This is a genomic window from Pseudomonas sp. PICF141 (genome assembly GCF_002286815.1).
In the GTDB taxonomy this organism is placed as follows: Bacteria; Pseudomonadota; Gammaproteobacteria; order Pseudomonadales; family Pseudomonadaceae; genus Aquipseudomonas.
Genome location: NZ_MUNM01000014.1, coordinates 1 through 24,216, shown reverse-complemented (window position 1 = coordinate 24,216; position 24,216 = coordinate 1). Strand labels below are relative to the sequence as shown.

The 24,216-nt window shown below is 61.5% G+C and carries 25 protein-coding genes; 15 read left to right on the top strand and 10 right to left on the bottom strand.

From position 1 onward, the window contains the following. Positions 1-185: 185 nt before the first annotated feature. Positions 186-4,511, bottom strand: a complete 4,326-nt coding sequence (locus BZL43_RS00800) for a DNA glycosylase AlkZ-like family protein (RefSeq protein WP_095630567.1) — start codon at positions 4,509-4,511, stop codon at positions 186-188. A 300-nt stretch (positions 4,512-4,811) separates the two neighbouring features. Here BZL43_RS00800 and BZL43_RS00795 point away from each other — a divergent pair, with 300 nt between their 5' ends. Further along, complete coding sequence (locus BZL43_RS00795; RefSeq protein WP_095630566.1) at positions 4,812-5,696, top strand: sugar nucleotide-binding protein; 885 nt, start codon at positions 4,812-4,814, stop codon at positions 5,694-5,696. Then, positions 5,689-6,618, top strand: a complete 930-nt coding sequence (locus tag BZL43_RS00790; RefSeq protein WP_095630565.1) for an NAD-dependent epimerase/dehydratase family protein — start codon at positions 5,689-5,691, stop codon at positions 6,616-6,618. The genes BZL43_RS00795 and BZL43_RS00790 overlap by 8 nt, the downstream gene beginning before the upstream one ends. Before the next feature lie 156 nt (positions 6,619-6,774). Here the strand turns inward: BZL43_RS00790 and BZL43_RS00785 are convergent, their stop codons facing one another. The 5 genes from BZL43_RS00785 to BZL43_RS00765 form a co-directional block, all read right to left on the bottom strand. After that, a complete protein-coding gene (locus tag BZL43_RS00785; protein WP_095630564.1) occupies positions 6,775-7,473 on the bottom strand; it encodes an OmpW family protein in 699 nt (232 codons plus the stop codon). A gap of 184 nt (positions 7,474-7,657) precedes the next feature. Beyond that, positions 7,658-8,176, bottom strand: a complete 519-nt coding sequence (locus BZL43_RS00780; protein ID WP_095630599.1) for a DUF3299 domain-containing protein — start codon at positions 8,174-8,176, stop codon at positions 7,658-7,660. An 11-nt stretch (positions 8,177-8,187) separates the two neighbouring features. Next, positions 8,188-9,453, bottom strand: coding sequence for an ABC transporter permease (locus BZL43_RS00775; protein ID WP_095630563.1), 1,266 nt, complete (start codon positions 9,451-9,453; stop codon positions 8,188-8,190). A gap of 1 nt (position 9,454) precedes the next feature. Beyond that, the gene (locus BZL43_RS00770) at positions 9,455-10,165 is read right to left on the bottom strand and encodes an ABC transporter ATP-binding protein (RefSeq protein ID WP_095630562.1); all 711 of its coding nucleotides are present in this window, start codon (positions 10,163-10,165) and stop codon (positions 9,455-9,457) included. 156 nt (positions 10,166-10,321) lie between these two features. Then, positions 10,322-10,918 (bottom strand): DUF2796 domain-containing protein, encoded by a 597-nt coding sequence (locus tag BZL43_RS00765; RefSeq protein ID WP_095630561.1) that lies wholly within the window; start codon positions 10,916-10,918, stop codon positions 10,322-10,324. 135 nt (positions 10,919-11,053) lie between these two features. Here BZL43_RS00765 and BZL43_RS00760 point away from each other — a divergent pair, with 135 nt between their 5' ends. Next, positions 11,054-11,395, top strand: coding sequence for a hypothetical protein (locus BZL43_RS00760; protein ID WP_095630560.1), 342 nt, complete (start codon positions 11,054-11,056; stop codon positions 11,393-11,395). An 88-nt stretch (positions 11,396-11,483) separates the two neighbouring features. On the opposite strand, the gene trxA is transcribed toward BZL43_RS00760, so the two are convergent. The 3 genes from trxA to BZL43_RS00745 all read right to left on the bottom strand — a co-directional run bounded on the left by trxA (position 11,484) and on the right by BZL43_RS00745 (position 13,648). Further along, entirely contained in the window at positions 11,484-12,356 is an 873-nt protein-coding gene (gene trxA / locus BZL43_RS00755; protein ID WP_095630559.1) for a thioredoxin, read from the bottom strand. A gap of 174 nt (positions 12,357-12,530) precedes the next feature. Continuing rightward, positions 12,531-13,187 carry a methyltransferase gene (locus BZL43_RS00750; protein ID WP_095630558.1) on the bottom strand — a complete coding sequence of 219 codons (657 nt, stop codon included), beginning with the start codon at positions 13,185-13,187 and terminating at the stop codon, positions 12,531-12,533. Continuing rightward, positions 13,184-13,648: a YbaY family lipoprotein gene (locus BZL43_RS00745; RefSeq protein WP_095630557.1), complete on the bottom strand. Its 465-nt coding sequence runs from the start codon at positions 13,646-13,648 to the stop codon at positions 13,184-13,186. The genes BZL43_RS00750 and BZL43_RS00745 overlap by 4 nt, the downstream gene beginning before the upstream one ends. Positions 13,649-13,765: 117 nt before the next feature. Between BZL43_RS00745 and nrdR the strand changes: the two genes are divergently transcribed. The 12 genes from nrdR to BZL43_RS00685 all read left to right on the top strand — a co-directional run bounded on the left by nrdR (position 13,766) and on the right by BZL43_RS00685 (position 22,681). Further along, entirely contained in the window at positions 13,766-14,230 is a 465-nt protein-coding gene (gene nrdR, locus BZL43_RS00740) for a transcriptional regulator NrdR (RefSeq protein WP_007906838.1), read from the top strand. Further along, entirely contained in the window at positions 14,227-15,360 is a 1,134-nt protein-coding gene (gene ribD / locus BZL43_RS00735) for a bifunctional diaminohydroxyphosphoribosylaminopyrimidine deaminase/5-amino-6-(5-phosphoribosylamino)uracil reductase RibD (protein WP_095630556.1), read from the top strand. The genes nrdR and ribD overlap by 4 nt, the downstream gene beginning before the upstream one ends. A 47-nt stretch (positions 15,361-15,407) precedes the next feature. After that, positions 15,408-16,073: a riboflavin synthase gene (locus tag BZL43_RS00730; RefSeq protein WP_095630555.1), complete on the top strand. Its 666-nt coding sequence runs from the start codon at positions 15,408-15,410 to the stop codon at positions 16,071-16,073. A 31-nt stretch (positions 16,074-16,104) separates the two neighbouring features. Next, on the top strand, positions 16,105-17,196 hold the full coding sequence (ribBA, locus tag BZL43_RS00725) for a bifunctional 3,4-dihydroxy-2-butanone-4-phosphate synthase/GTP cyclohydrolase II (protein ID WP_007906834.1): 1,092 nt from the start codon (positions 16,105-16,107) through the stop codon (positions 17,194-17,196). A 91-nt stretch (positions 17,197-17,287) separates the two neighbouring features. Beyond that, on the top strand, positions 17,288-17,764 hold the full coding sequence (gene ribE / locus BZL43_RS00720; RefSeq protein WP_003228649.1) for a 6,7-dimethyl-8-ribityllumazine synthase: 477 nt from the start codon (positions 17,288-17,290) through the stop codon (positions 17,762-17,764). Next, positions 17,761-18,261 (top strand): transcription antitermination factor NusB, encoded by a 501-nt coding sequence (gene nusB / locus BZL43_RS00715; protein WP_007970164.1) that lies wholly within the window; start codon positions 17,761-17,763, stop codon positions 18,259-18,261. Before ribE ends, nusB begins: the two co-directional genes overlap by 4 nt. Positions 18,262-18,289: 28 nt before the next feature. Next, positions 18,290-19,255, top strand: a complete 966-nt coding sequence (thiL, locus tag BZL43_RS00710) for a thiamine-phosphate kinase (RefSeq protein ID WP_095630554.1) — start codon at positions 18,290-18,292, stop codon at positions 19,253-19,255. Then, the gene (locus tag BZL43_RS00705) at positions 19,252-19,755 is read left to right on the top strand and encodes a phosphatidylglycerophosphatase A (RefSeq protein ID WP_095630553.1); all 504 of its coding nucleotides are present in this window, start codon (positions 19,252-19,254) and stop codon (positions 19,753-19,755) included. Before thiL ends, BZL43_RS00705 begins: the two co-directional genes overlap by 4 nt. Before the next feature lie 23 nt (positions 19,756-19,778). Continuing rightward, positions 19,779-20,513, top strand: coding sequence for an ABC transporter substrate-binding protein (locus BZL43_RS00700; RefSeq protein WP_095630552.1), 735 nt, complete (start codon positions 19,779-19,781; stop codon positions 20,511-20,513). Positions 20,514-20,811: 298 nt separating this feature from the next. Continuing rightward, on the top strand, positions 20,812-21,429 hold the full coding sequence (gene ribA, locus BZL43_RS00695) for a GTP cyclohydrolase II (protein ID WP_052967080.1): 618 nt from the start codon (positions 20,812-20,814) through the stop codon (positions 21,427-21,429). After that, complete coding sequence (locus tag BZL43_RS00690) at positions 21,426-21,845, top strand: MFS transporter (RefSeq protein ID WP_095630551.1); 420 nt, start codon at positions 21,426-21,428, stop codon at positions 21,843-21,845. The genes ribA and BZL43_RS00690 overlap by 4 nt, the downstream gene beginning before the upstream one ends. Next, complete coding sequence (locus tag BZL43_RS00685) at positions 21,845-22,681, top strand: cobalamin-binding protein (RefSeq protein ID WP_095630550.1); 837 nt, start codon at positions 21,845-21,847, stop codon at positions 22,679-22,681. Before BZL43_RS00690 ends, BZL43_RS00685 begins: the two co-directional genes overlap by 1 nt. Positions 22,682-22,784: 103 nt before the next feature. Here the strand turns inward: BZL43_RS00685 and BZL43_RS00680 are convergent. Beyond that, a partial coding sequence (locus BZL43_RS00680) for a TonB-dependent receptor domain-containing protein (RefSeq protein WP_143517819.1) occupies positions 22,785-24,216 on the bottom strand: 1,432 nt, incomplete at its 5' end.

Genomic DNA, 24,216 nt, shown 5'->3' with positions numbered 1-24,216 from the left:
GGCTGCGCAGCAGTCGCAAAGCCATACAGCCCGGTATATCTGAGAGGAATGGATTTGCCGGTTTTAGGGGCGCTTCGCACCCCAATAGCACCACGATCCCTGTAGGAGCGAGGCTTGCCTGCGGAGAACGATGACGCGGTCTCGCTGCTACACCGCGGCGCTCCCTTCGCGGGCAAGCCACGCTCCTACAAGGCGCTATGACGCGTCAGCTTATTGCGTACCTCGCCACTGGCCTGCGGATCGAGCTCCAGCCAGAACTGCTGCTTGCCGGCGATCTCGGCGGCGGCCGGAATGCCGTCGCGATACACCAGTCGATTACTCGCCAGCGCCGGCACTTTGGCGCCTGGCAACAGGGTGCCGGCGAGGTTCAGCGGGTCCACCCCGCACACCGCGATCAGACTCCCATCGTGCGGTCGTCGCCTGACTTCGCGCAGCAATGGAATCGCCTCCGCAAGCGCAAATTGTTCCCCCGCCAGGCCACTGACAAACCGCCCGCCACGAATCTCGCCCCGGGCCTCGAGCCGATGAAATGTGCTCAGCAATTCCCGCCAACTCGGCAACCAGTCTGCCTCACGTTCCAGCAAGCGCCAGAACACCACGCCGTAACGGCGCAGCAAGGTCATGGCGATGTGTTCCAGGGTTTCGCCGGGCGTAGGCGCGGGACGTTGCTTATCCACAATCGGCGCGGCAGCACCGCGGCGCAGCAAAGCCCAGCGTCCGGCATCGTCCATCCCGCCCACATAGGCGCCGCGCCCACGTCGACTGCTGCGATTCTGGCGTTTGCTGGCCGGGGTAATCAGCGCCCGCAGGCCGGCGAAACTGTCGGCGTTTACCAACCCGGCACCCACCAGTTCCTGCAGGGCAATTTCCAGTTCCGAGCGCAACAGATGGGCTTCGTGGATCAGCTCATCGAAAAACAGTGCGCCATGCTGGCTGAGCGCTGCATGGACTTTTTGGGTTTTGGGCGACAGTTCGCTGACCGGCGTTTGCTCGGCCAAGCCGCTCCACAACCCGACCTGATTGCGCGGCAGCAATAAAATCGGCGTGCTGCGCAATGCCGTGCTGGCGCTCTTGTTGCGCGTGGTCAGGCGGGTCCAGACCAGTTTGCCGCTGCGGCACAACTCATCCAGCCAGCTCGCCGAATAGTCTTTGAGCCGCGCCGGCAGAATGTCGCTGTCCCACGCCGAAGCAGCGGCGGGGTAGCCTTCGAGCTGGCTGATAATCGCCGGCAACACCGCGCGACCCTGGCCTTGGTTCGCGGCGGACAGGTGCTGCCAATCGAACAGAAAACGCATGAAATCCTGCAACGCCACCGGCTCGATTTCCCGACGCAGCCGTTTGACCGTGTAGCGATGAATCCGCGCCAGCAGATGCCGTTCACACCATTGTTCATCAGGGGCGCCTGGAGTGAATTGCCCGCGCAGGACATAGCCTTCGCGCTCCAGTTGGGCCAAGGCTTGAGTGACTTGAGCCGCCGGTAAGCCCAGCGGTCCGGCAATTGCTTTCAGCGGCAATGGCCCAAACGCGCTGAGCCGTGCGCGGATCAGTTCCAGCACCGCTTCGTCCGGCTCCCAGGTTTCATCGAAACCGGGCAATGCCGCCAACGGTGGAACCCATATGGCTTGTGGATAAATCGCCCGCAGGCAGGTCAGTCGCTCCAGCGCCAACCACAGCGATTGCACAGCGTTGATCTGCAAGCGGCTGGCGCGGCCGCTGTCGGCCAAGGCATTCAGCCAATCAAGCCAATCCGGGTTGGCCTGAGCTTCGGTCTCGGTAATGCACGCCAGGCTCATCAACGCTTCATGCATTTCATCAACGCTGGTTGGCGTAGGCCAGGCTTCATCACGCACTGCAGTGATCGCGTCGGCGTCCAGCGCACCGAGATCATCGGTGGACTGCGGATCACTCCAGCGGCGGTTGAGCACTGCCTGAGTGCGGCGTTCTTCCAGCGGCGCATCGTCGAGGAACGTGTAGGGGCGGGCGCTGAGGATTTCCGCTGCCAAGGGCGAGGGGGCCGGAAGATCGCGGCTGATCAGTCGAATGTCACCCTGTTCCATGCGCCGCAACAACGCGAGCCAGCCTTCGCTGTCCATGGCGTCGTGCAGGCAATCGTCGAGAGTTTGTTCCACCAGTGGATGGTCGGGTATCTCGCGCTCGCCGGCGAGGTTTTCGACGCAGGCGAGCTGATCGGGAAACACGCTGGCGATCAAGTCTTCGCTTTTCATCCGCTGGATTTGCGGCGGCACTTTGCGCCCACCGCTAAAGCGCGGCAACGCCAGGGCGACCCCGGCGTTCCAGCGCCAGCGCACACCGAACAGCGGCGCCTCGAGCACGGCTTGAATCAAGGTATGTTCGGCACTGTTGCTGTGCAGGTAACGCCAGACATCCTCCAGCTCGAAGCTGTGACCGGTGGACAGCGACAGCACGATGGCATCCTCGCTGGCGGCGGCCTGCAATTCGAAATTGAAGGTGCGGCAGAAACGCTTGCGCAAGGCCAGGCCCCAGGCGCGGTTGATGCGGCTGCCGAATGGCGAATGGATGATCAGTTGCGTACCGCCGGACTCGTCGAAAAACCGCTCCATCAGCAGCGTGTCTTGCGACGGCAAGGCGCCGAGGGTCTGGCGCGCCCGGGCCAGGTAATCCACCAGTTGCTCGGCGCTGGCGAGGTTCAAGCCCAGTACCTCGGTCAGCCAGTCGACGGCGGGCTGCAAGTTGCCGGGCGTGGCGCCGAGCCGCTCATCGAGTTGCGCTTGCAGGCGGGCGACGGCGAACGACAGTTCATCGCTGCGCCCCGGCGCTTCACCGAGCCAGAACGGAATGGTCGGCGGCTGACCCTGGGCGTCTTCGACCCGTACCTTGCCGGTTTCGACCCGCAAGATTCGATACGACGTATTGCCCAACTGAAAGATATCCCCGGAAATGCTTTCCACCGCGAAGTCTTCATTGACGCTGCCGATGTTCAGCCCTTGGGGCTCCAGCAGAACGCTGTAGTCGGCGTTGTCCGGAATCGTCCCGCCGCTGGTCACGGCGGTCAGCCGGGCGCCTCGACGGCCGCGCAGGGTGCGGCTTACGGCGTCCCGGTGCAAATAAGCGCTGCGGATACCCAGGCGGCCGTTGTAGCCCTCGGCGAGCATTTGCAGCAGGGCCTGATAGTGCTTTTCGTCGAGCGCGGCGTAAGGCGAGGCTTTGCGCAGCATCTCCAGTAGCGACTGTTCCTGCCATTCCTGGCAACTGACTTCGGCGATGATCTGCTGGGCCAGCACGTCCAGTGGCGCTTCCGGGATCTGCAGCGTGTCCAGTTCACCACGGCGCACGCAATCGAGCAGGGCGGCGCATTCGATCAGGTCGTCGCGGGTGGTGGCAAACAACCGGCCTTTGGGCGTGCCGCCGACCTGGTGCCCGGAGCGACCGACCCGTTGCAGAAACCCGGCAATCGAGCGCGGCGAAGCGATCTGGCACACCAGGTCGACATCACCGATATCGATCCCTAACTCAAGCGAGGCGGTGGCGATCAGCACCTGCAACTCGCCGCGCTTGAGCCGCTGTTCGGCGTCCAGGCGAAACTCCTTGGCCAGGCTGCCATGGTGGGCGGCAACGGCGTCTTTGCCGAGGCGTTCGCTCAAGTGGCGACTCAGACGTTCGGCCAGACGTCGGGTGTTGACGAAAATCAGCGTGGTCCGGTGTTCGCGGGCGAGGATGGCGAGGCGATCGTAGACCAGCTCCCACACGTCGTTGGCCATCACTGCCGACAAGGGAACGGGCGGCACCTCTATATCGAGATCCCGTGGGCGGGCGTGGCCGATGTCGATGATTTCGCAGTCGCGATCACGGCCAACCAAAAAACGCGACACCGCTTCGATGGGTTTTTGCGTGGCAGACAGACCGATACGCACCAGCGGTTGCGAGCAGAGCGCCTGCAGACGCTCCAGGCTCAGGGCCAGATGACTGCCGCGTTTGCTGGCGGCAATGGCGTGAATCTCATCGACGATTACTGTGTGGGTGGTGCCGAGCATTTGCCGGCCGGAGTCGGAGCCGAGCAGCACGTAAAGGGATTCCGGAGTGGTCACCAGAATGTGCGGTGCTGTTTTACGCATGGCCGAGCGTTCTTTTTGCGGCGTATCGCCGGTGCGCACGGCGGTGCTGATCGGCACGTCGGGCAGCCCCATCACCCGCAACTGTTCGGTAATGCCGGCCAGCGGATTTTGCAGGTTGATCCGAATGTCGTTGGACAGTGCCTTGAGCGGCGAAACATAGACCACCAGGGTTTCGTCCGGCAGGCCGTCCGGGCTTTCCAGGCCACGATGAACCAGATCGTCGAGCACGGCGAGAAATGCCGTGAGGGTCTTGCCGGAACCGGTGGGCGCGGCAATCAGGGTCGAACGGCGCTGGCGGATCAACGGCCACGCCCGGGCCTGTGCGGCGGTGGCCGTTGCGAAGGTGTTACTGAACCAGGCGCTGACGGCGGGGTGAAAGCCTGCCAGAGCAGCGTCCGTGGGGATGGGCAGATTCATGGAGTAATTTATGCGGGTGGGGGCGGGAAGTTGCAAGTACCGCTCAGGATCTGTGTCGGTGCTGAGGGCTCCTTCGCGGGCAAGCCTCGCTCCTACAAGGACAGCGTTAAACCTGCAGGCGCAAGACTTGCCCGCGAAGAGGCCCTCACAAGCACCACAAATCCCTGGGATCTACACTTTACGGATGACGGTTGCGCACTAAACCCGCAAAATGCAACGATTCCGGAAATTATTGAGGGCATCGCCTGCGGGCGCTGTCGATAAAGCCATCGTTCCAATCAGACTGGGCCTGCTGACTCTATGCGAATGCGCCTTATGTTACTGGGCGGCGGAAATGCCCTTGGGCAGGCGCTGATTCGCCTCGGTGCGGAAGAAGACATCGGTTTCCTCGCCCCCCGCCCCCCGCAAGACGGCTGGGACGCCGCGAGCCTCACGCAACTGCTCGACGATACCCGTCCGGATGCGTTGATCAATCTCGCCTATTACTTTGACTGGTTCCAGGCGGAGACTGTCAGCGAACAGCGTCTGGCCGGGCAGGAGCGAGCCATCGAGCGACTGGCCGAACTGTGCCAGCATCACAACATTGTGCTGCTGCAACCGTCGAGTTATCGCGTGTTCGATGGCTCCCGGGCGACCGCCTACAGCGAGAAAGACGAACCGGTACCACTGGGACTGCGCGGTCAGGCCTTGTGGCGAATCGAACAAAGCGTGCGCGCCACCTGTCCGCAACACGTGCTGTTGCGGTTTGGCTGGCTGCTCGATGACAGCCCCGACGGCACCCTGGGGCGGTTCCTGGCCCGGGCCGAGAAAGCTGAAGAACTGCTGATGGCCGATGACCGTCGCGGTAATCCGACGCCGGTGGACGACGCCGCCCGGGTGATCATTTCGGTGCTCAAGCAACTCGATTGCGCGGCGCCACTGTGGGGTACCTACCACTACGCCGGGCATGAGGCGACCACGCCGTTGGCACTGGGGCAAGCGATTCTTGCCGAAGCACGCGCCCTGCACCCGTTGGCTGTCGAAGCGCCGACCGCACAGGCTCACGCCGCGCGATCCGACGCCGCTGAAGAACCGCAACATGCGGTGCTGGCCTGCAAGAAAATTCTGCACACTTTCGGGATCAAGCCCCGCGCCTGGCGCGCGGCACTCCCAGGCTTACTGGATAGGTTTTATCGTCATGGCTGAAGGCCCTGTTTTAATCACCGGCGGCGCCGGTTTCATCGGTTCGCACCTGACCGATGCCTTGCTTGCCAAAGGTCACTCGGTGCGTATTCTCGATGATCTCTCTACCGGCAAACGCAGCAACCTGCCGCTGGACAATCCCCTCCTCGAATTGATCGTGGGCGACGTAGCAGATGCTGCATGCGTGGCGCAGGCGATGGTCGGTTGCAGCGCGGTAGCGCACCTGGCTGCGGTGGCCTCGGTGCAGGCTTCGGTCGACGATCCGGTGAAGACCCATCAGAGCAATTTCATCGGTTCGCTGAGTGTCTGCGAAGCCATGCGTCAGGCGGGCGTCAAGCGGGTGCTGTTCGCGTCCAGCGCGGCGGTCTACGGCAACAATGGCGAAGGCGAGTCGATTGACGAAGACACGCCCAAGGCACCGTTGACCCCGTACGCGGCAGATAAGTTGGCGAGCGAGCATTACTTCGATTTCTATCGTCGCCAGCATGATCTGGAACCGGTGATTTTCCGCTTCTTCAACATCTTCGGCCCGCGTCAGGATCCGTCCTCGCCCTATTCCGGGGTGATCAGCATATTCAGCGAACGCGCGCAGAAAGGCTTGCCGATCACCGTGTTCGGCGATGGCGAACAGACTCGGGATTTCGTCTACGTCGGGGATTTGGTGGACGTGTTGGTGCAAGCCATCGAGAAGCCGCAGGTCGAAGTCGGGGCGGTGAATGTCGGCTGGAATCAGGCGACGAGTCTCAAGCAAATGCTTGAAGCCCTTGAAACGGTGGTCGGTACGTTGCCGCCCGTGAGCTACGGCCCGGCGCGTTCCGGTGACATCCGCCATTCTCGGGCGAACAACCGGCGTTTGCTGGAGCGGTTTACCTACCCGCAGCAGACTCCGATGAGTGTTGGCCTGGCGCGGTTGCTGGGGCACTGAGGTTAGATCGTTCCCATGCTCCGCGTGGGAATGCAGCGAGGGACGCTCCGCGTCCCAAGAGCGGACGCGGAGCGTCCGGTGAGGCATTCCCACGCGGAGCGTGGGAACGATCAATGAAAAAGGCGCCTGTCGAGGCGCCTTTTTTTTGCAGTGGGTTTAAAACTTGTAACCCAAACCTACCATGTAAATGAACGGGTCCACATCAACGTCGACCTTGGCCCGGGTGCCCGGTGCGACGGCGTTGTTTTCCACGGTCGCGGTGGTGTCGATGTCGATGTAACGCACTTGGGCGTTGATCATCACGTTGTCGGTCAGCATGTAGTCGGCACCGACCTGCCAGGCCAGACCCCAGGAACTGTCCGCCTTGAAGTTACTGAAACCGTTGGCGGCGGCTTCGCTGCTCACGTGTTCGTCGTAGATCCAGGTGTAGTTGATACCGCCGCCGATGTACGGCTGGAACGCGGACTTGGAATCCAGTGGGTAGTAGACCAGGCTCAGGGTTGGCGGCAGGTGTTTGAGCGTGCCGAGCTTGCCGTTGGCGGCGCCGAGCGCGGTGCCTTTGAGCTTCACGTCATGCTCGAACGGCGTGGCCGCCAGCAGTTCAATCCCCAGGTTGTTGGTGATCATGTAGGCGAAGTTCAGGCCCAGTTGCGTGTCGCTGCTCATGGTGGCCTTGCCACCCAGATCGGCGCCTTTCAGCGGGCCCTGATCAACCTTGACGCTGGAGCTGTCAGCCTCAGGGTTGACGGTGATCGCACCGGCCCGAATGAGGATGTCACCGGCGGTGTGGGCATGGGCGAGCGGGGCTGAGAGCGCGAGGCCGAACAGCGAAGCGCAGAGCAAGGACTTGTGCATGGGAGCTCCAAAGGACGTTAAAAATGTTCGATGTCCAATGGTAGGGATCCAACTGATACGGTCTTTTGACTCAGCTCAATGAAACAGTGAAGGCCCGGATTTTTGCGGAACCTTTGATGGCCTCTTCGCGGGCAAGCCTCGCTCCTACAAGGAGACGTCCTCTCAATCAACATATAACCACCGGTCACTCCGGCAATTCATACGCATAAATCTTGTCTGCCTCCATTTGATACCCGGCATCCGCCAACTCGCTGGTGGATGCTTTCACCTGCAGCGCACCTTCGATCCAATACGGCTGATACAGCTCATCGAGCTTCACGCCGACTTCGCTTTTGACATGCACGATCTGGTTCGACGGAGGAGGCGGTACGTGGATGCAGGCGCCGAAATACGGCACCAGCAAAAACTCCGTGGTGCGGCCTTCTTCACTGACTTCCAGCGGCACGATGTACCCCGGTAAACGAATGTTCTTGCCGTCGAGACTGTTCACCACCGGCGCGTTTGGCATGTCCTGTTTGGCGGCTGGTGCTGATTCTGCGGACAACGCGTCACTCATCTTCGACAGGTCATGCAGCGGCGTCATGTTCGGCACTTCTGGCGCGGCATCCGGCGGGATCATTTCCGACCAGGTCAGGTCTTTCGGCTCGACCGCCCACAGCGGAAGGGCAACCAGCATCAATAGCGCAAGCACAGCGCGGGGCATCATTAAGGTCCTCATAGTCGGATCGACAGGCCATCGGCCAAGGATTGGCGATAAGCACGCCAGGCCGGCACGCTGCCCATCAGCAGCGCGGCGATCAGGATGCCACCGAGCAGCGTCCATTCATATTCACTCGGCCAGGCCAATGGCAAGTACAAGCCGTAGTTCGCCTGCACGTAACCCTGCGCCACCGCGATGCCCACATACAGCAGCGCCACGCCGGCAATCACTCCGGACAACGCCAGGGCAAAGGCTTCCAGCACCAGCAAGGTCGCGATGTGCCACGGCCGAGCGCCGACCGAGCGCAGAATCGCCATCTCGCGGCGCCGCTCGTTGAGGCTGGTGAGGATCGCCGTGAGCATGCCGATCAACCCGGTCAGCACCACGAACAGCGAGACGACGAACAAGGCTTTTTCCGCCGTGCTCATCAAGCTCCACAGCTCCTGCAAGGCCACACCGGGCAGGATCGCCAGCATCGGTTCGCCACGGAATTCGTTGATCTCCCGTTGCAGTGCAAACGTCGAAATCTTGCTGTTGAGGCCGAGCATGAACGCAGTAATCGCTTGTGGCGTCAGGTCCATGTTGCGCGCTTGGTCGGCACTGATCCGCCCGTTGCCACGTGCCGGCACGCCGTTGTGCCAGTCGACGTGAATCGCTTCCATCCCGCCAAGGCTGATGTGCAGCGTGCGGTCCACCGGGGTGCCGGTGCGTTTGAGAATACCGACCACGGTGAACGGTTTGTCGTCGTGTTTGACCAGGCTGATCACCGCCACGCCATGGGCCAGCACCAGTTTGTCGCCGAGCTTGTAGTGCAGCGCATCGGCCACTTCGGCGCCGAGCACCACCTCGAATGGATCGGTGGCGAAGGCGCGGCCCTCGGCCAGTTCGAGGTGCTGCCGATGGCCGTACTGGTAATGCTCGAAGTACGCCTCGGTGGTGCCCATCACCCGATAACCGCGATGGGAATCGCCGAGAGACATCGGGATCGCCCACTTCACGTTCGGGTTGTTGGCAAAATGTTCGAAGCTGTCCCAGCGGATGTTGTTGGTGGCGTTGCCGATGCGGAACACCGAATACAGCAGCAGATTCACCGAGCCGGAGCGCGCGCCGACGATCAGGTCGGTGCCGCTGATGGTGCTGGCGAAACTGGCCTTGGCCTCGGTGCGCACCCGCTCCACGGCCAGCAACAGGCAGACCGACAGGGCGATGGCGAACGCGGTGAGGATCGCGGTGAAACGACGGTTAGCCAGGCTGGCCATGGCTAGACGAAACAAATACATCTCAAACCTCGGACGGGGTGGCGGCGCGATTGAGATCGGCCAGCGACAGATGGCGATCGAACAGCGGCGCGAGGCTCTGGTCATGGCTGACGAACAACAGGCTCGAGCCGGCTTCGCGGCATTCGGCGAACAACAGGCGAATGAAGTTCTCCCGGGCATCGTAGTCCAGGGCCGAAGTCGGTTCGTCGGCGATCACCAGTTCCGGCTGACCGATCAACGCACGTGCGGCGGCAACCCGTTGCTGCTGGCCGATGGACAGCGAGTCGGCGCGGCGACTGAGGATGTTTTCATCCTTCAGGCCCAAGTGGGCGAGCAGGGTGGCCGCGGCCTGATCGACGCTGCCGTGGCGCTGTTTCGCCCGTTCTGCGCGCAGTCTGGAGAAGCGGCAGGGCAACTCGACGTTCTCGCGTACCGAGAGAAACGGCAGCAAATTGAACTGCTGGAAGATGTAGCCGGTGTGATCGACGCGCAAGTGGTCGCGGGCACCGGCAGAGAATTCGGTCAACTCCCGGCCCAGCAGGCGAATGCTGCCCCGGTCAGGCTTTTGCACGCCGCCGAGCAGGCCCAGCAGGGTGGTCTTGCCACTGCCGCTGGGGCCTTTGAGGAACAGGGTCTCACCGGGTTCCAGGCGGAACGAGGGGATGTCCAGCAATGGCGGATGACCGGGCCAGCTGAAGCTCAGGTCGGACAGTTCGATGAGTGCTTGGGTCATGGCGCCGATTTCATGGTTTTGTCTCAATTTCACATTCAACACCAACCCCTGTAGGAGCGAGGCTTGCCCGCGAAGGCGTTCTCACAGTCAACATCCCTGTTGGATGTGACGACCTCTTCGCGGGCAAGCCTCGCTCCTACAGGGGGTGGTGGCGGATCAGAATTTCAGGGCCGCTGCCTTGGCCGTCACTTCAACTCCTTGCTGCCCGCTCGGGCTGATCAGTTGTACCTGAATCTTCTGGGTGGCCGGGAATGTATTGAAGATATTCGCCAGGTCCAGGGTCTTCAGCGCGCCGGGAGCCGAGCAGCTGAATTGGTAATGGGCGTGGATTTCGCTGTGATCAGGGTGATGCTCGTGATCGTCCTTGTCCGTTTCGTCGTGGTCATCGTCGGCGTCCGGCTTGTCGCCGAACAACGGGCTTTCCAGTTCCTGAGTCGCGACCACGCAACCGGCGGCTTTGGGCAGGTTGAACAGCACCAGGGGTTTTTCCAGCTGCGCGCGGACGGCGGCGACTTTGGCTTTGTCGGCGTCGGTGCTGGCGGCGTGTTCGAAACCCACCAGATTCATCGCCGGGCTTTCCAGCTCCAGTTCCAGAGTCTGGCCATCCAGCGCCGCGTTCAGGCGACCGACGCCATGTTCGTGGGCGCTGAGGCTGCCGTGCTCTTCATCATGAGCATGATCATGCTCGACCGCCGCATGGGCGACAGCCAGCGGCAACAAGGCAAACGGCAAAGCGAGCAGCAAACGACGCATGGCGGGTCTCCGAACAGCAAAATGAAAAGTTTGTTATGTAATCTTATAACGAAAGTGCGGAGAGTTTGACCGTCTGCTTGGCGTTGCGCAAGACCCATGGGAGCATGCGAGTCAGGTATGGGCAGGAGCAGACTTATGTTGCGAATACGCGGAAGCATCGGTGACTGGCCGGTGGATTTGACACTGGAGCTCGATGACGGTGACTGGGCGCAGCTCGGTGCGCAGCTGCAGGCAGCAAAACCCGAAGCGAGTGTTGCGCCCGCCAAACCGGTGAATCAGGACGATGCACTGTGGCAGATCGCCCAGGAGTTGCTACGCAAGGCCGGACAATTGAGCGGGCCGGACTTGCTGGAGCAACTGGAAGGGCTGACTGGCAGCGCGGCGGCGGGTAAGCGCTTGTTGGTGCGCTTGCGCCACTGTGCAAACGTCAAAGTGGTGAGCGGCGGGGATACACCGCTTTATAGCTGGATCGAGTAAGCCGCAAAAAAGATCGCAGCCTGCGGCAGCTCCTACGCGGGATCTGTATTCCCCTGTAGGCGCTGCCGAAGGCTGCGATCTTTTGATCTTAATAGAGCGCAGCGAACAACTTGCGACGGTACGTGGTCACCAGCGGGTGATCGTTGCCCAGCAGTTCGAACACCTGCAGCAAGGTCTTGTGCGGCAAGCCTTCGCTGTAGCTGCGATTGCGGATGAACAGTTTCAGCAAGGCATCCAGCGCCGCGTCGTATTGCTGGCGGGCCAGTTGCTGGATCGCCAGTTGATAGACCGCTTCATCGTCCTGCGGATTTTTCGCCAGACGCGCTTTCAGGTCTGCCGCATCCGGCAAATCCCTGGCCTGGCCGAGGAACTGGATCTGCGCCTTGGCGCCGGCCAGCGCGGCCTTGTGCTCATCGGTCTTGACCGCGTCGAGCACGATTTGCGCTTCACCCAGTTCGCCACGCTCGGTGAGGCAGCGGGCATAGAGAATCAGCGCCTTGGCGTTGGTATTGTCTTCAGCCAGCAGCACTTTGAGCGTGGCTTCGGCATCGGCGAAACGGCCGTCATCGAACAGCGCTCGCGCCTGTTCGAGCGGGTCCGCCGCAGCGGGCGGCGGCATTTGTACGTGAGGTTCGAGCATCGCGCGCACAGCCGATTCCGGTTGTGCACCGGCAAAACCATCCACCGGCTGACCGTCCTTGAACAGCACCACTGTCGGCAGGCTGCGAATGCCGAAGCGCGCAACAATGTCTTGCTCGATATCGCAGTTGACCTTGGCCAGCAACAACTCGCCCTGATAGCTCTCGGCGATGGTTTGCAGCATCGGCATCAAGGCCTTGCACGGCGCACACCATTCGGCCCAGAAATCCACCAGCACCGGTTTGTGGAAAGAGTTCTCGATCACCGACTGGTCGAAATCGGCAGTCGTGGCGTCGAAAATGTACGGCGTTTCCTGACTCATGGGGGATCTCTTTGGAAGCGTGAATATGCTCACTATAAGGGCTGGCGCAAAAGATCGCAGCCTTCGGCAGCTCCTACAGGATCGGGTTCACACGCGCACGACGCGGAACGCATACGGCCGGGGTAAGACGCGAACGGCGTAGGAGCTGCCGAAGGCTGCGATCCTTTGGCGACTTCAAGCCCGCCGCGCGTGATAGAGGCTCACATGCCGAAACTCTTCGGGTTCGGCCAGATCCGGCAAGGTCATTGCTTCAAGCATCTCGATGCGCCGATACAGCGGATGGCGGAAATCCCTCACCCGCGAATCCGCCACCAGCGCTTCCCGGCCACGGCTGAGAAACTCGTCGAGCAACGGCAGGTTTGCCCGGTCGTACAACACATCGGCCACCAGAATCAGATCAAACCGATCCGCCTCGGCGAAAAAGTCTGTCGAGTAACTGAGTGGCACGCCATTGAGTTCGGCATTCGCCCGACACGCGGCAATGGCCAGCGGGTCCAGGTCACAGGCCACCACTTCCAGTGCCCCGGCTTTCACCGCCGCAATCGCGGCCACCCCGGAGCCGGCGCCGAAATCCAGCACCCGTTTGCCTTCGACCCATTGCGGGTGCTCGGCGAGATAGCGAGCCACCGCCAGCCCACTGGCCCAGCAGAAACTCCAATAGGGCGGCTCGTGAAGAATGCGCCGGGTTTCTTCCGGGCTGAAGGCGCGATCCATGTTGTCGCCGTCGATCAGCCACAGCTTCAGTTCGGTGCCTGGTAACTCACAGGCTACAAGCTGTGCATCACCAAGCAATTGACCCAATGCCTGCTGCAAGTCGAGCGGTGCAATCATGGTGCTTTGACGAATTGCAGCTGACCCAGCGCCTGGGTGGTTGGCTGTGTGATTATTTGCGCCGGCAGATTCAGGATCAACTGCCCGGACTGGCTCACACGGCCACGCAGTTCGACACGAGCGCCGGTCGGGAAGGATTCGGGATTGAACCGCAGACGAAACGGCAAGACCTGATTGGTGCCGATCAGGCTGGAACTGGCGAGCAATTGTTGCGGACGATCCTTTGCGTCGACCACCAGCAACGCCAGTTCAACTTCAGATCCGGCGGGCGCGCCCTGCAAAGTGCCGCTCAATTCACGTTGATGCGCCGGCAACGGACCGAGCTCGGCCGCCGCCTTGGCTTTCTTCTGCGCCTGTTGCGGTGCAGGGCCTGGTGTCGGTGGCTGGGATTTGGGCGCATCGCTGCCACAGGCCACTAGCAGGCTGAAAAGACTGAGCAAAACGAGCGGTCGTAACGGCATTGGCGGCTCCAGAAAATGAAATCCATAGACAGCCAGTCTGTATACCGCAAACCCTATGGCTTGTCTTGCCACGGGGATGCGCTACCATGGCCCTCCCATTTTTTGTTGCCTGCCACCATGCACTGTCCCTTCTGCGGTGCCAACGACACCAAGGTCATCGACTCGCGTCTGGTCGCCGAGGGCGAACAGGTGCGCCGCCGGCGTGAATGCCTGGCCTGCGGCGAACGTTTCACGACGTTTGAAACCGCTGAACTGGTGTTGCCGCGCCTGATCAAAACCGACGGCAGTCGCCAGCCGTTCGACGAAGAAAAACTCCGTGCCGGCATGCAGCGGGCGCTGGAGAAGCGCCCGGTGAGTGTCGAGCGCCTCGAATCGTCGCTGGTGCACATCAAACACAAGCTGCGCGCCACCGGTGAACGCGAGGTCAAATCCCTCGTGGTCGGCGAACTGGTGATGGCCGAGCTGAAGAAGCTTGATGAAGTTGCCTATATTCGCTTCGCTTCGGTGTATCGACGCTTCCAGGACCTCAACGAGTTCCGCGAAGAGATCGATCGCCTCGCTCGAGAGCCGGTGAAAGAATGACCACCTCCCCCGAACAAGCCATCCTCGACGCGCATTACATGGCCCGGGCCCTGGAACTGGCGCGCAAAGGTCATTACACGACGCATCCCAACCCACGGGTTGGCTGCGTGGTGGTGCGCGACGGGCAGATTGTCGGCGAAGGCTGGCATGTGCGCACCGGCGAGCCACATGCCGAAGTCCACGCCTTGCGCGTTGCCGGCGACAAGGCCCGGGGCGCCACGGCTTACGTGACGCTTGAGCCCTGCAGCCACCACGGTCGTACGCCACCCTGCGCCGATGCGCTGGTGAATGCCGGTGTCGCCCGCGTCGTTGCAGCGATGCAAGACCCGAACCCGGAAGTCGCCGGTCGCGGTCTGCAACGTCTGGCCCAGGCCGGTATCGCCACCGAAAGCGGCGTGCTGGAAGGCGAGGCGCGCCAGCTCAATCAAGGCTTCCTCAAACGCATGGAACATGGCTTGCCGTTCGTGCGGGTCAAGTTGGCGATGAGCCTCGACGGTCGCACGGCGATGGAAAGCGGCGAGAGCCAGTGGATCACCGGCCCGGCGGCGCGTTCGGCGGTACAGCGTTTGCGCGCCCAGGCCAGCGTGGTGCTGACCGGTGCCGACACGGTGTTGGCGGACAACGCGCGTTTGACCGTACGTGCCGACGAGTTGGGCCTGGACCCTGAGCAAACAGCCTTGGTCATGAGCCGTCCACCACTGCGTGTGCTGATCGACGGCCGCCTGCGGGTGCCGCTGAACGCACCGTTCTTCAAGGCCGGTCCGGCGCTGGTCGCCACGTGTGTCGCGGTGGAAGAACAGTACGCCAACGGTCCGGAATGCCTGATCGTGCCGGGCGACGATGGTCAGGTCGATCTGCATCAGTTGCTGGTCGAACTCGCCAACCGTGGCGTCAATGACGTGCTGGTCGAAGCCGGCCCGCGACTGGCTGGCGCGTTTGCCCAGCTCGGGCTGGTGGATGAGTTTCAGATCTTCATCGCCGGCAAGTTTCTCGGTTCCACGGGGCGGCCGTTGCTGGACTGGCCACTGGCGCAAATGAAAGACGCGCCCGAGCTCAAAATCACCGAAATCCGCGCGGTTGGCGATGACTGGCGAGTCACTGCCATTCCTGTGCCATCGGCGAGCGTATAATTCCCGGCCATTGCTCTAGCGCTGGCTCTGTTCTCGAGGAGGACTCCATGTTTACCGGCATCATCGAATCCATCGGCAAAATCCGTGCATTGACCCCAAAAGGCGGGGATGTGCGGGTTTACGTCGAAACCGGCAAGCTCGACCTGAGCGACGTCAAACTGGGCGACAGTATTGCCGTCAATGGCGTGTGCCTGACGGCGGTTGAATTGCCGGGCAATGGCTTTGCGGCGGACGTCAGTCGCGAAACCCTCGATTGCACCGCCATGAATGACCTGAAAAACGGCAGCCCGGTCAATCTGGAAAAAGCCCTGACCCCGACCACCCGTCTCGGCGGGCATCTGGTCAGCGGTCACGTCGATGGCGTGGGTGAAGTGGTTGCCCGTACCGAAAACGCCCGCGCCGTGGAGTTCCGCATCCGCGCCCCGAAAGACCTGGCCAAATACATCGCCCATAAAGGCTCGATCACTGTCGACGGCACCAGCCTGACTGTGAACGCCGTCGATGGTGCCGAGTTCTTGCTGACCATCATTCCGCATACCCTGAGCGAAACCATCATGGCGTCGTATCAGCCGGGTCGCCGGGTGAATCTGGAAGTAGATTTGCTTGCCCGTTATCTGGAACGCCTGCTGTTGGGCGACAAGGCCGCAGAGCCAGCAAAGTCCGGAAACATCACTGAAAGCTTTCTGGCCGCCAACGGCTACCTCAAATCCTGAAGCTCAAATTTCGAAAGAAGGGGGGTGCCTTGTGGCGCTCAATAGCATCGAAGAACTGGTTGAAGACATCCGCCAAGGCAAGATGGTCATCCTTATGGATGACGAAGACCGCGAGAATGAAGGCGACCTGATCATGGCCGCCGAGTGCTGCCAGCCTGAACACATCAACTTCATGGCCAAGCACGCCCGCGGCCTGATCTGCATGCCGATGAGCCGCGAGCGCTGCGAACTGCTCAAGCTGCCGTTGATGGCGCCGCGCAACGGTTCCGGTTTCGGCACCAAGTTCACCGTGTCCATCGAAGCTGCCGAAGGTGTCACCACCGGTATCTCCGCCGCCGACCGTGCGCGCACCGTGCAAGCCGCTGCCGCCAAAGATGCCAAGGCTGAAGACATCGTCAGCCCCGGCCACATCTTCCCGCTGATGGCCCAGGCCGGCGGTACGCTGGCCCGCGCCGGTCACACCGAAGCGGCCTGCGACCTGGCGCGCATGGCCGGTTTCGAGCCCAGCGGTGTGATCTGCGAAGTGATGAACGATGACGGCACCATGTCCCGTCGCGCCGAACTCGAAGCCTTTGCCGCCGAACACAACATCAAGATCGGCACCATTGCCGACCTGATTCACTACCGGATGATCCACGAACGTACCGTTCAGCGGATTGCCGAGCAGCCGCTGGACAGCGAATTGGGCCAGTTCAACCTGGTGACCTACCGTGATTCGGTGGAAGGCGACGTGCACATGGCGCTGACCTTGGGCACCGTGTGCGCCGAAGAGCCGACGCTGGTGCGGGTACACAACATGGACCCGCTGCGTGACCTGTTGATGGTCAAGCAACCGGGCCGCTGGAGCCTGCGCGCCGCCATGGCTGCGGTTGCCGAGGCTGGCAGCGGCGTGGTGCTGTTGCTCGGTCACCCGCTCGATGGCGACGTGTTGCTGGCGCACATTCGCGAAACCGCGGATCACAGCGCCGTGAAAAAACCGACCACTTACAGCATCGTCGGTGCCGGTTCGCAGATTCTTCGCGACCTGGGCGTGCGCAAAATGCGCTTGATGAGCGCGCCGATGAAGTTTAATGCGATATCCGGTTTCGATCTGGAAGTTGTAGAATACGTGCCCTCCGAATAATGACCGGCAGTTTGCGGGCCTGTATTCGCGGTTAACACATCACTGAGGGGCGCGTAGAAAACGCGTCCCGGCTCTTTAAGAGATCTAACGAATGACCCTGAAGACCATCGAAGGTACCTTCATCGCCCCTAAAGGCCGCTACGCTTTGGTAGTGGGCCGTTTCAACAGCTTCGTCGTTGAAAGCCTGGTCAGCGGTGCAGTTGATGCCCTGGTTCGCCATGGCGTGAGCGAAAGCGACATCACCATCATCCGTGCGCCTGGCGCCTTCGAAATCCCGCTGGTTGCGCAAAAAGTCGCTCAGAAGGGCGAGTTTGCGGCAATCATCGCCCTGGGCGCAGTCATTCGTGGCGGTACTCCGCACTTCGAATACGTGGCGGGCGAATGCACCAAGGGCCTGGCCCAGGTGTCCATGGAGTTCGGCGTACCGGTCGCTTTCGGCGTACTGACCGTTGATTCCATCGAACAAGCCATCGAACGTTCCGGCACCAAGGCCGGTAACAAAGGTGCTGAAGCTGCCCTGTCCGCTCTGGAAATGGTCAGCCTGCTGGCGCAGTTGGAGGCCAAGTGATTAGCGACGATAGCGATCGTTTCAACCCGCGCGATCCAAAGCCTGCGGATGCCGGCAAGCCATCGAAAAGCGCCAAGCGCCGCGAAGCCCGTCAGCTCGCGACTCAGGCACTGTACCAATGGCACATGGCCAAGCAGTCGCTGAACGAGATCGAAGCGCAGTTTCGGGTCGATAACGATTTCAGCGATGTCGATGGCGCCTACTTCCGTGAAATCCTGCATGGGGTTCCGCAGTTCAAGACCGAGATCGACACCGCACTCAAACCTTGCCTGGACTTGACCATCGAAGAGCTGGACCCGGTTGAACTGGCCGTTCTGCGCTTGTCCACCTGGGAACTGCTCAAGCGCGTAGACGTGCCATACCGCGTTGTGATCAACGAAGGTATCGAGCTGGCCAAGGTCTTCGGCTCCACCGACGGCCATAAGTTCGTCAACGGTGTGCTCGACAAGCTGGCCCCGCGTCTGCGTGAAGCTGAAGTGAAGGCGTTCAAGCGCTGATTGGCGCTTGGAATGTCGACACGAAGCCATGGGCGAGTTTGAGCTGATCCGCAATTTCTTCGCCGCCGCGCCTTGTGCGCAGGGCGGCGAAGGCGTTGCCCTTGGGATCGGCGACGACTGCGCCTTGCTGGCTGTTCCCCCCGGGGAGCAGTTGGCGATTTCCACCGACACGCTCGTGGCCGGTGTGCATTTCGCAGACCCCTGCGACCCGTTTCTGCTCGGTCAGCGCTCGCTGGCCGTATCGGTCAGTGACCTGGCCGCCATGGGCGCTGCTCCCATTGCCTTTACCCTTGCCCTGACCTTGCCGACGGTGACCACCGATTGGCTGGAAGCCTTTGCCCGTGGTTTGAACCTCATGGCGCAAAAATGCGGGGTGGCGCTGGTGGGTGGCGATACCACTCGCGGGCCATTGAGCCTGACCATGACCGTATTCGGTCGGGTGCCAACCGGTCTGGCGTTGACCCGCAGCGGCGCACAGCCTGGCGATCTGCTCTGCGTGGGCGGTGAGTTGGGGAACGCTGCGGGCGCATTGCCGTTGGTGCTCGGTCAGCGAATGGCTGATGCGGCCATCGCTGACCCGTTGCGTGCCCATTACTGGTCGCCGCAACCGCAGCTGGGCCTGGGCATGGCGTTGCGCGGCAGAGCCACGGCGGCGCTGGACATTTCCGACGGCCTGCTCGCCGACTGCGGGCACATTGCCCTGGCGTCGAAAGTCGGGGTGCAGGTAGAGCGCAGCAAGCTGCCGTTGTCGAAGGCGCTGCTGGCTTTCCTGGGTCAGCCTGGCGCTGAGCAAGCGGCCCTGAGCGGCGGTGATGATTACGTACTGGCCTTCACCTTGCCGCCCGCCGAGTTGCCGTCGTTGCTGGCGGACGGCTGGCCGATCCATGTGCTGGGGCAGGTGGTTGCAGGGCAGGGCGTGACATTGCTGGACGCCGACGGACACGACATCACCCCGCCAGTGCGGGGTTATCAACATTTTCGGGAGACACCGTGACAGATCATCCCAAACAGGTCCCGGCGGAGTTCGTACCGCCGTCGGTCTGGCGCAATCCGTGGCATTTCCTGGCATTCGGTTTCGGCTCGGGAACCTTGCCAAAAGCGCCGGGCACCTGGGGTTCGTTAGTGGCGTTACCCTTCATTCCGTTGTGGCAGATGCTGCCCGATTGGGGCTACTGGCTGATGCTCGGTATCACCATGCTGTTCGGCTTCTGGCTGTGCGGCAAGGTCGCCGATGATTTGCGCGTGCACGACCACGAAGGCATCGTCTGGGACGAAATGGTCGGGATGTGGATCACTCTGTGGCTGGTGCCGGAAGGTTGGCATTGGTTGCTGGCGGGGTTCCTGATGTTCCGCTTCTTCGACATTCTCAAGCCCTGGCCGATTCACTGGATCGACCGGCATGTGCACGGTGGGGTCGGGATCATGCTCGACGACGTGCTGGCAGGCGTATTTGCGTGGTTGGCGATGCAAGGGCTGGTGTGGTTTTTCGTCTGAGGCGTCCAGTGAGAGAGCGGGGAATGGCGCGGCGGTTGCTGCTGATGGTTTTTGCGATGTTCTGCTCGCTCGCCCGGGCGGAGGATGCGCCGACGAAGCCGTCCGTGATTCATCTCGCCAGTGAAGCCTGGGAAGATTACACCGCCGCTGATGGTCAGGGTTTGGGCTGGGACGTGTTGCGCAAAGTCTTCGAACCGGCGGGCGTAAAACTGGATATTCGAACCGAGCCTTATACGCGCGCCATGGGCCTGGCACAGCGTGGCGAAGTGGACGCTTGTGTCGGTTCTTATCGGGATGAGGCGAGCGACCTGCTCTATCCTCGCTGGAATTTCGATACCGATCATATCTACGCATTGGGCTTGGCCAGCAGTCCGGCGCCGACCCTGGATACCTTGGGCCGCTACCGATTGGCCTGGGTACGCGGCTATAAATATCAGGCGTATTTACCCAATGTGCAGCGCTATAACGAAGTCGTGCGGCGGACGGGAATTGTGTCGATGCTGACCCACAGTCGCGCCGATTACTACATTGATGCGCTGACTGAAGTCGATTATGTCCTTGGCCTAGCCAAGGATACGTCGCAGTTTCGCCGCACGCATATCGCGGAATTGCCGCTTTACCTGTGCTTCGCCGATACTCCTCGGGCCCGCACGTTGAGGGCGCTGTTCGATCAGCGCATGGACGTGCTGGTAAAAAACGGCCAGTTGAAACCGATTTTCGCAAAGTGGAAGCAACCCTATCCGTTTGTCTCGAACTGAGCACAGTTCTTGTAGCAGCTGGCGAAGCCTGCGTTCGGCGGCGCAGCCGTCGTAAATTCAGGCGCTGCGGTGTGTCAGATTGACCGAGTCGACAGGTTTCACGACGGCTGCGCCGCCGAACGCAGGCTGCGCCGCCGAACGCAGGCTGCGCCAGCTGCTACAGGGATGCATCGTGTGGACCCGATGATCAAACTTATTGATCGTTATGCCCCATAATTCAGCGTAAGCGTCTGCAGGAACGTGCTGTTACAATGCCGCCTCTGCGAATCTTCAGTATCTATAGATCAGGAGCACACCGGTGCCTGTCGTTTTTGTCGCCGCTTCCAAGCTGCCAACGCCTTTTGCGCAATTCACCATGCATGGCTTTCTCGATGAAGAGAACGGGCGCGAGCACGTCGTACTGAGCCTGGGTGATTTTGCCGACGGAGCTCCGGTGCTCGGCCGGTTGCACTCCGAATGCCTGACCGGCGACGCCTTGTTCAGCCAGCGGTGCGACTGCGGTTCGCAACTTGAGGCCGCCTTGCAGGCGATCGCCCGTGAAGGCCGTGGCGTGTTGCTTTACCTGCGTCAGGAAGGTCGCGGCATTGGTTTGTTGAACAAGATCCGCGCCTATGAATTGCAGGACGGCGGCGCCGACACCGTTGAAGCCAATGAGCGCCTGGGTTTTGCCGCCGACCAGCGCGACTACGCCATGTGCCTGCCGATGCTGGAGCACTTGGGCGTGAAGTCCCTGCGTCTGATGACCAACAACCCACGCAAGGTCAAAGCCTTGACCGACATGGGCATCGTGGTGGCCGAGCGCGTGCCGTTGCACACTGGGCACAACCCGCACAACAAACTCTATCTGGCCACCAAGGCCAGCAAGCTCGACCATATGATGGGGAACGAGCATCAGGGCGAGGTTGACCGGGCGTGACCCGCGGTCAGGTACGGCGGCGATTGACCGTCAACTGGTGGCAATACCTGGCCCTGGCCTTGGTGCCGCTGTTCGTGATCAATGGCGTATTCGGCCAGAGCGAGGCGATTCTGCCGGTGCTGGCCATGCCACTGTTCATCGCTGGTATGGCTTCGATGTTCGTCAGCCTGAAGTTCTTTGGCGGCTACAAGCACGCCCTGATCGCCACCCAAAAAGCGCTCGACACTCCTGAAGAACCCAGCGCCTGGATCGCCCTGGCCGCGAAACGCCGTGCTGCGTTTCTGGTCGCCGGCCTGCCCGCCTGGATCGGTGCGCTGGCGGTATTCGTCGGTCTTGAAGCCGTACCGCTGATGCTGCTGGCACTGTCGACCACGGTGCTGTTCTACCTCTACCGTATCCCGCGTCAACTCGGCTGATGCGCAGCGTCTGGCTGGCGGTGTTGCTGCTGGCCGTCAGTGGCTCGGCGGCTGCGGTCGAGCGGGTCATCAGCCTGGCGCCCTCGCTTTCCGAGATCGTCGTTGAGCTGAACTCGGCTGACCTTCTGGTCGGTGTGCTGGATGCCGGCGAACGTCCCGCTGAGCTCAAAGACATTCCATCCGTTGGCAGCTACGGCCAGTTGGACATGGAGCGACTGCTCAGCCTCAAGCCCGATTTATTGCTGTTGTGGCCGGGCAGTGTGGGGCCGGCCCAGCGTGAGCAGCTCAAACGGCTGAACATTCCCACCTATGTCGCCGAACCTCATAACCTCGAACAACTTGCCGCCCAGATCGAAGCGATCGCTACGCAGCTCGGAAGACCGGAGCGTGGTGTTTCATTGGCCGCCAATCTGCGTCAACGACTCGATTCCCTGCGCCAGCGTTATCGACGGGATGAACCGTTAGGGGTGTTTTATCAAGTCTGGGACCGGCCTCTGTACACCGTAGGCGGCGGGCAAATCATCAGCGATGCGCTGCAGGTATGCGGGGCGCGCAATGTATTTGCCGACCTGACACAGCCTGCTCCGCAGATCAGTGTGGAGGCGGTGTTGCAGCGCAATCCCGAGGTGATTCTGGCCAGTGACCAGGCGCAGCTCGATGCGTGGAAGAGCTGGCCTCAGATAACGGCGGTGGCGCGGGGGCAATTGCTGCTGGTGACGGACAAAGGCCTGGAGCGGCCGAGTGGGCAGATGATCGAAGCGACGGCCAAGTTGTGCCAGTTGATCGCACCCTGTGGCGAGGGGGCTTGCCCCCGTTCGGCTGCGCAGCAGCCGTAATTAGGTTGATGGGAATGTCTGATAAAACACGGTTGCTGGACCTGGGGCCGCTTCGCAGCCCAACGGGGGCAAGCCCCCTCGCCACAAATGACCGAGTTGGTTTTTAGATTTTTGGCGTCCAGGTCACTCCGAACATCCACGCCCGGCCTTCCTCGCGATACCCATACTGACTGCCGTCATGGCTGTACAACGCCCGGCTGTAATCCTTGTCCAGCAAATTGTCGAGCTTCAACTCCAGCCTGATCTCTCGATTCAGCGCCCAACTGCCGCGCAACCCCAACAATGCATACCCGCCCAGCGGCTGTTGATTGTTTTCGTCGTCATAACTGCTGCTCACCGCTTGCCAACTGGCACCGACGCCGAGCCGATCAAACTGCCGATCCAGATCCAGGCTCAAGGTCCGCCGTGCACGACGGGCGAGGGTATGGCCACTGTCGCGATCCCGTGGGTCGATGATCGCCACGCCGAGGTTGCTCTGCCAACCGAACAGCTCTTGTTTCAAAGCCGCTTCAAAACCGTTGATCCGCGCCGAGGCGACATTCGCCGGGCGGTTATTGCTGCCGAAAATAATCGCGTCTTGCAGATCGGTGCGGTACAGCGAAGCTTCCAGGCGACTGGTGTCTGTCAGCTGACTGCGCCATTGCAGCTCATAACTTTTCGAGGTTTCGGGTTTCAAATCCGGGTTGCTGAAGTCCGGGTAGTACAGGTCGTTGAAGGTCGGCGCGCGAAAGCCTTCGCTGTAAGTCAACAGCACATCGTTGTCCGGGTTCAGCGGCAGGGTGAAGGTGCCGCTCCAGCTGTTCTGGCTGCCGAACTGCTGGTTCTGGTCGCGGCGCAGGCCCAGTTCGGTTGAGAAACTGTCGGTTTGATAGCGATGCTGGATAAATGCCGCACGGTTCCAGCGGCTGTCTTCGTCGAACGCGGTACTGCTGTTGATTCGGTCCTGGTACCAGTCGCCGCCGAGGATCAGGCTGTTGCGTTCATCCAGGGTGAGGTCGTTCTGCCAATTCACCGAATCGCGATAGGTGTTGAACACGCTGCGCTCGTCGCTGAGCTTGTCGAGCGTCTTCTCGCGGTTTTCGCTATGGCCGAATTCGACGCGGGTTTTCCAGGCGTCGTTGATCTGCGCGTCGACGTAACTGCTGACGCTGCTCACAGAAAACTCGCTGTAGGGCTGCTGCTGGACCGATTCGAAGGTGTCCATGTCGAAGCGGCCGAAGGGGTTGTCGAAGGCACTTTTGCCCTGGTTATCCAGCAGATTGGCGCCGACTTCGATGTCATCGCTGAGGGCGTGACTCAGGCTTAAGCTGACCGACTTATTGCGGTATTCATCGTGATCGCCATCGCTGGGCCAGGACTCATGAGTGCGATTGATGCCTGCCGTTTCATCAAGGCTGGCGCCCAGGTTGAAGCGGGTCTGCGCGTCGCCGCCAGACACTCCGAGGCTGCGTTCCCAGGTCTGATGGCTGCCAACCCCCACGTGCATGCGCGGTTGCAGGCCTTGTTCGCCGCCACGGCGGGTGAAGATCTGGATC